Here is a 6,206-nt window from a genome sequence, read left to right as displayed (position 1 = left end):
TCCCCTCGGCCCGGGCACCCCGTACGAAGGGCGCGAAACCGGGAAGGCCGGCATCGGGTGCGGCGTCGTGGGCGGTGTACAGGGGGCGGACGCGCAGTCCGTCCTCCAGCGTGGTGGAGAGGAATTCCTCCACGGTGGCTGTCGGGACCTCCTGGCCCGACTTGCTCAAGACACCCGCCACCAGGTGCTGCCACTGCTCGTGCGTGGCGTCGGGGAACTCGGCGGCGAGCGTGAACTCGTCGTCAGGCAGGACGGTCATGGAGGTCCTAACAAGCGCGCTGAACGTGGTGGTGAGAGATCGTCGGAAGGTCGGAGCGCTGCTGAGGCGCCCTCTACTTCGCCTGTATGGCCTTCAGGAAAGCGACCTTCCCGGCCTCGGCGTGCTGGCGCAGCACGTTCATCGCCATGTCCGGGTTGTGCTCGCGATGCGGCTCCGGAACGGACGGGTTGCCGGACCAGGACATGAGCCGGCACACGCGTCGCTGGATGCGCCAGCCGTGCTCACCGCGTACGAGCTCGTCGTCGTACCAGCCCGTCCCCAGCCATGTCGGCCCGCCCTCGGCGTCCTCGCGGACCAGCAGCCAGTTCCCGTAGCTGAACGCGTTGGCCTTGTCGCCGTCCACGTGCACGACCTGGCCCATCATCGTGTGCTGGTGACTGTCCAGCGTGTCGTGGAAGTCGGCGAAGGAGCGCTTGAAGGTCTCGAGCCCCGTCCAGGCCGCCCCGGCCGGCCCGAATTCCGCGATCACGTCCTCCGTGAAGATGCGGTCGAACAGGTCCCACTGGTGAGCGTCGAGTGCGAGACCGTAAAGGTTCAGGATCTCGATGATCTCCGCTTTGTCGTGTTCGACTGCCATGCCTGTGCTCCTCGTCCAAGGAAGGGTTCAAGTGAATCGCGCGGCGCCTGCGGGCCACGGCGGCGTTCCTGATCGGCGACGCGCCGGGAAGGGCGCTCGGACCACCGGGGCGACTCGGCCGGCAGGCCTCGCGGACGACGTTCCTGTCGTGGGCTCACCCTACGAGCCACCGTGAATATGTCAACACTTCGCGTCCAAATCCGCTGACTGGCCGCCTGCGCCTCCTGGAGGGCCCCTTCGGCGCCCTTGACGCCTGCTTCCAGCTCTCTTCGCCTTACCTGCGCCTGTGACGCTGTAGCGCCCAAGAACGTCGGCGAGGTGACGTGCGAAATTACGGGCGGGAGAAATGTTGACATCTTCGCTGTGGCTCGTATCGTGAGGTCGCGACCTCCTCCCTACCGTCGAGCCCGGGACGGCTCATCGTTGCCGGCAGGGACCGGGTCCGTGACACGAACCGCACCCGATGCCACACGAGGGCGACGCGCTCCCGGCCGACCTCGTCGTCTGCCACGACGTCCCCTCCCGGATCCACCTGCGCCGTCGGCGCAGCCCCTCCGGTCTCCGCCGCCGCCATCCGCGAACCAGGGTCCCCGCCCCGCAGAGCCACGCCCGCAGAGCCAGAAACGAGTACCACGACCGTGCCGATAGAGATCACCCAGCTCACCCAGGCCCAACCCTTCCAACCCGTCGGCCACCACGGCGTCGGACCCGTCCACCTGTTCGGCGGCGAGCACTACGACGGTGCCGTGACCGTGGCCCTGTCGCACTATCTGCCGGGCGGCGGCGCGGACATGTCCCCCGTGCCGGCGGAGACGCTCTACGTGGTGCTGACCGGCACCCTCACCCTCATCGACGCCGACGGCGTCTCCCACGTCCTGGGCGCCCTCGACTCGGCGCGGCTCACGGCCGGAACGGTCCGCGGTGTCGAGAACCGTACGAACCTGCCCGCGAGCATGCTGGTGATCCGGCCGAACGCGGCCGCCTCACCGGCGAGCGCGTCGGAGACCCCGTCGTGACCGGCTCGCTCGCCGGGCTGCTCGTCGTCGATCTCACCCGCGCGCTCGCGGGGCCGCAGGCGGCGATGATGCTCGGCGACCTCGGTGCCCGTGTGATCAAGGTCGAGAGTCCCGCCGGGGACGACACCCGGTCCTGGGGGCCGCCGTTCGTCCGTACCGAGGACGGCACCGCGGAGTCGACGTACTTCCTCTCCTGCAACCGGAACAAGGAGTCGATCGCGCTCGACCTGAAGCGGGACGACGACGCGGACGTGCTGGCCCGGCTCATCCGGCGGGCGGACGTCCTGATGGAGAACTTCAAGCCCGGAGGGCTGCGGCGGCTCGGCTTCGGCACCGAGGAGCTGATGGAGCTCAACCCGCGCCTGGTGGTGCTGTCGATCAGCGGCTTCGGGCACGACGGCCCCGAGGCCGACCGCGCGGGGTACGACCAGATCGCGCAGGGCGAGGCCGGACTGATGTCCCTGACGGGACCGGACCCGGCCCACCCCCAGCGTGTCGGGGTCCCCATCGCCGACCTGCTCGCCGGCATGAACGGGGCCTTCGGCGTACTCGCTGCGCTGCGGGAACGCGACCGCACGGGCCGGGGACAGATCGTGCGCACCTCGCTGCTCGCCTCGGTCGTCGCGGCGCACGCCTTCCAGGGCACCCGCTGGACCGTCGCCGGTGAGGTCGGTTCCGCGCAGGGCAACCAGCACCCGACCATCGCCCCCTACGGGCTGTTCCGCTGTGCCGGCGGAAGTGTGCAGATCGCGTGCGGGAACGATGCCATGTGGCACCGCCTCTGCGCCGCGTTCGACATCACCGCCGACGACCCGCGCTACGCGACGAACGCCGACCGGCTGGCACACCGGGACAGCCTCACCGCACTGCTCGAATCCGTCTTCGCCGACCACGCGGCGGACGAGCTTCTGCGACGGCTCGCCGACGCCGGTATCCCCGCCGGCCGGGTCCGTGCCCTCGACGAGGTCTACGAGTGGGAACAGACCCGTTCCCAGCGTCTTCTCGTCGACGTCGAGCACGAAGGGCTGGGACGGATCAGTCTCCCGGGATCGGCCCTGCGGACCTTCTCCGTCGACCCCGCGGGCGCCGAGACGGAGACGACCCGCGTCGGCCACCGGCCGCCCCCGGTGTTCGACGCCGACGCCGACGCCATCCGCGAGTGGCTGGACGTCGTGCCACCCCGGGTTCAGTCATGACCGATGTCAACCGGACACACCCGCCCACGCCGGCCGGCCGGGCGGGCGCAGACCACAAGGAGATTGCGGTGAGAGGTATCGAGCCGGTGACGGCTGCGGATCAGCTGCGGCGGGCCTTCGGATGCTTTCCGTCCGGAGTCACCGCGCTGTGCGCGCTCAGCGACGGTGAGCCCATGGGGCTGGCAGCGAGCTCGTTCACCTCCGTGTCGCTGGATCCGCCCCTGGTGTCGGTGTGCATACAGCACACCTCCAGGACATGGCCGAAGCTGCGCGAGCAGCCCCGTCTGGGGCTGAGTGTGCTGGCCGAGGAGCAGGACGAGGTCTGCGCACGGCTGGCCAGCAAGGAGGGGGACCGATTCGCCGGAGTGGACTGGTTCGCCTCCGACGGCGGCTCAGTCTTCGTGCACGGCGCCACGCTGTGGCTCGACTGCACCGTCAGCGAAGAGGTCAGGTGCGGAGACCACGACATCGTGCTGCTGAACGTGCACGGACTCAGCGCCGCCCCGGATGCCTCCCCGCTCATCTTCCATGCCAGCCGGTTCCGACGCCTGGCCGGCGTCTGACCAGGCGAAGAGTCGTAGTCGTTCGCGTGAGGGCGGCCGGGGTCGCCGCCCTGTGCCGCATATCCAGATCAGGTTGATGATGTACGGGAGTGAGACGTGACGGACACCGCCAGAACAGCCGAAGACGCCACCGTCGTCGCCACCGGTGTCTTCGCCGGTCCGACAGCCGGCCTCAGATACCGGACGGCGACGACGACCGGTGTCACCAACGAGCGGGGTGAGTTCCGGTACCGGGCAGGGGAGTCGGTCACCTTCTCGATAGGGGGACTCGTCCTCGGAGCGGTCGAGGGAGCCCCGCTGGTCAATCTGGCGCAGCTCGTCCCCCGCGTGGACGGCAGGATCGACAAGCTCCACGACCCCCTCGTGACCAATCTCGCGCGACTGGTCCAGACGCTGGACCAGGACGGCGACATCGAGACCGGCGTCTCGATCGCGCCCGTGGTGCATGACGTCATCGAGCCGATGGTCATTAATTTCGGCCAGGCCGCGGGCGGTACGGCACATCTCGGCGGCGGGCCGGCGGATGCCGACCGCTTCGCGAACGACCCCCTGGTCACCGGCCTCCTGGCGAAACTCGACGCGACACCGGGCGCCTTCACGGCGAACACGCCCCGAAAGCTGCGCGGCGCCGCCGCGGCCCGCAACGCCCTGCGGCGGGACATCCGCGGGATCGTCAAGGAGACGGACGTCAAGATCCCGTTGCGTGACGGTTCCTTCGTCTACGCCGACGTGTTCCGCCCGGCCGGCGACGGCCGGTATCCGGTCGTGATGAACAAGGGCTTCTACGGCAAGAGCTTCCATCACGAGTGCATCTGCGACGACGAGGACGCACGGAAGAAGGAGGAGCTGGAGGACCGCTTCTTCTCCGGGAACCCGGACGGCCTCCAGTACGAGAACCACGAGAGCGTCGATTCGGCGGTCTGGGTCCCGAACGGCTACGTGTGCGTCCGGATCGACGGCCGAGGCGTCGGCAACAGCCCCGGCCTGCAGTCACCCCTGAGCACCCGGGAAGCGCGGGACTACTACGACGCGATCGAGTGGGCGGGAACGCAGCCCTGGTCCAACGGCAACGTCGGCCTGTGGGGGATGTCCTACCTGGCGATGACCCAGCACAACGTCGCGAGCCTGCGGCCGCCCCACCTCAAGGCGATGATCGCCCTCGGTACGGACGCCGACGTGTACAACGAAGCCCTGTACGGCGGCGGCCTCTTCGGGGAGGGCTTCTGGGACTGGTGGTGGAAGACCTGGTCCGGCAACAACTTCTGCGGTGAGGAGCGTCCGGAGACCGACTGGATGGCCCGGGTACGGGCGACTCCTTTCAACGACCCGGCCGCGTACGGTCCCGACGGATCGATCTTCATGACGCCCGAGATCGAGAAGGCGACCGCACCGGTCTGGATAGTCGGCCCCCAGACGGGCGCCACGATCCACCAGCTCGGCAGCAGCGAGACCTTCATCCGGTCGACCGGGGTGAGCGCGAAGAGGTTCGACTTCATCGACGCCTGGTTCCCGTACTCCTACAAGGAGTCGACGACGGCCGATCACATGCGCTTCTTCGACCATTGGCTCAAGGGCATCGACAACGGCGTCATGGACGAGGCGCCGGTTCGAGTCCAGGTCCGCACGGGGAACGGCGCCCACTACCTCTCCGAAGAGAACGAGTGGCCCATCGCGCGGACCCAGTACCGGCGCTGGTACCTGGACGCCAGGCCGTCGGACTGGGCCGGAGACGGTCTGCGCAGTGACTTCCTGCGCATCGGCGAGGACATCCCGTCCACCGCCAGCGGTGCCGACTACAGCGCCCATCTCGACCTGGGACGGCCCACGGGCTCGCCGGCGGGTCCCGTCGGTGGCACACCGCGCTGGTCGACGGGCATCTCGTTCGTCAGCGATCCGCTGACCGAGGACATGGCGCTCGTCGGCTACATGAAGGCCGGCCTGTGGGTGTCGTCGACGAGCAGTGACATGGATGTGTTCGTGTCCCTGCGCGTCCTCGACGAGGAGGACCGGGAGATCCGCTACGAGTCCCTGGTCCACCCGATCGATCCGCACCACGTCCATCCGGTCGGGCACGGCTGGCTGAAGGCGTCCCGTCGCGCGCTCGACCGGACCAGGTCGACGGAGTACTGGCCGGTCCACACGCACGCGGAGGCGGACCACCAGCCGCTGGAGAGCGGCGCGGTCGTTCCGATCGAGATCGGGCTCAACCCCAGCAGCGCACTGATCCGCAAGGGCTGTCGGCTCCGGATCGACGTGCAGCCCTACGCACCCGCGGGTGTGCCCGTCCGTGCCTACGACGAGAGTTACCACGTCGGTGCGACGAACAGGATCCACACCGGCCCGCAGCACCCCAGCTACATCCAGTTGCCGATCGTGCCCCGGAACTGACCCCGGGCAGTGCGACAGCAGCTTCAGACCCACAGAGACGACACCAGGAGATGACGACGATGGATGCGACCCCGGACACGTCCGAGACTTTGGCGACGGTCCTGGAGAAGGTCCGTGCGCTCGGGCCCACGTTGAGGGAGCGCGCGCTGGAGGCGGAACGCGCAGGTCGCCACTCGGACGAGACCA

5 protein-coding genes and 1 pseudogene are annotated in these 6,206 nt (G+C 69.0%); 4 read left to right on the top strand and 2 right to left on the bottom strand.

What is annotated here, in order from left to right; all coding sequences use genetic code 11:
* A pseudogene (locus tag ACFF45_RS34910) lies at positions 1–259 on the bottom strand (methylmalonyl-CoA mutase); the annotation flags it as partial.
* 73 nt (positions 260–332) lie between these two features.
* Complete coding sequence (locus ACFF45_RS34905; RefSeq protein ID WP_381351040.1) at positions 333–857, bottom strand: nuclear transport factor 2 family protein; 525 nt, start codon at positions 855–857, stop codon at positions 333–335.
* 638 nt (positions 858–1,495) lie between these two features.
* Between ACFF45_RS34905 and ACFF45_RS34900 the strand changes: the two genes are divergently transcribed.
* The 4 genes from ACFF45_RS34900 (at position 1,496) to ACFF45_RS34885 (ending at position 6,020) form a co-directional block, all read left to right on the top strand.
* Positions 1,496–1,873: a cupin domain-containing protein gene (locus ACFF45_RS34900; protein ID WP_381351038.1), complete on the top strand. Its 378-nt coding sequence runs from the start codon at positions 1,496–1,498 to the stop codon at positions 1,871–1,873.
* Complete coding sequence (locus tag ACFF45_RS34895) at positions 1,870–3,069, top strand: CaiB/BaiF CoA transferase family protein (protein ID WP_381351036.1); 1,200 nt, start codon at positions 1,870–1,872, stop codon at positions 3,067–3,069. Before ACFF45_RS34900 ends, ACFF45_RS34895 begins: the two co-directional genes overlap by 4 nt.
* A 68-nt stretch (positions 3,070–3,137) precedes the next feature.
* Positions 3,138–3,632 (top strand): flavin reductase family protein, encoded by a 495-nt coding sequence (locus ACFF45_RS34890; RefSeq protein ID WP_381351034.1) that lies wholly within the window; start codon positions 3,138–3,140, stop codon positions 3,630–3,632.
* Positions 3,633–3,728: 96 nt separating this feature from the next.
* Positions 3,729–6,020, top strand: a complete 2,292-nt coding sequence (locus ACFF45_RS34885; RefSeq protein WP_381351033.1) for a CocE/NonD family hydrolase — start codon at positions 3,729–3,731, stop codon at positions 6,018–6,020.
* The last annotated feature ends 186 nt before the right edge of the window (positions 6,021–6,206 follow it).

This window comes from Streptomyces cinereospinus (genome assembly GCF_042430725.1).
GTDB lineage: Bacteria > Actinomycetota > Actinomycetes > Streptomycetales > Streptomycetaceae > Streptomyces > Streptomyces cinereospinus.
The sequence above is the reverse complement of the archived record's forward strand: the minus strand, read 5'-3'. Positions and strand labels throughout refer to the sequence as shown.

Excerpts from the sequence above, each read along its gene's own strand:
- ACFF45_RS34905 (WP_381351040.1), bottom strand. The coding sequence starts at position 857 with ATGGCAGTCGAACACGACAAAGCGGAGATCATCGAGATCCTGAACCTT.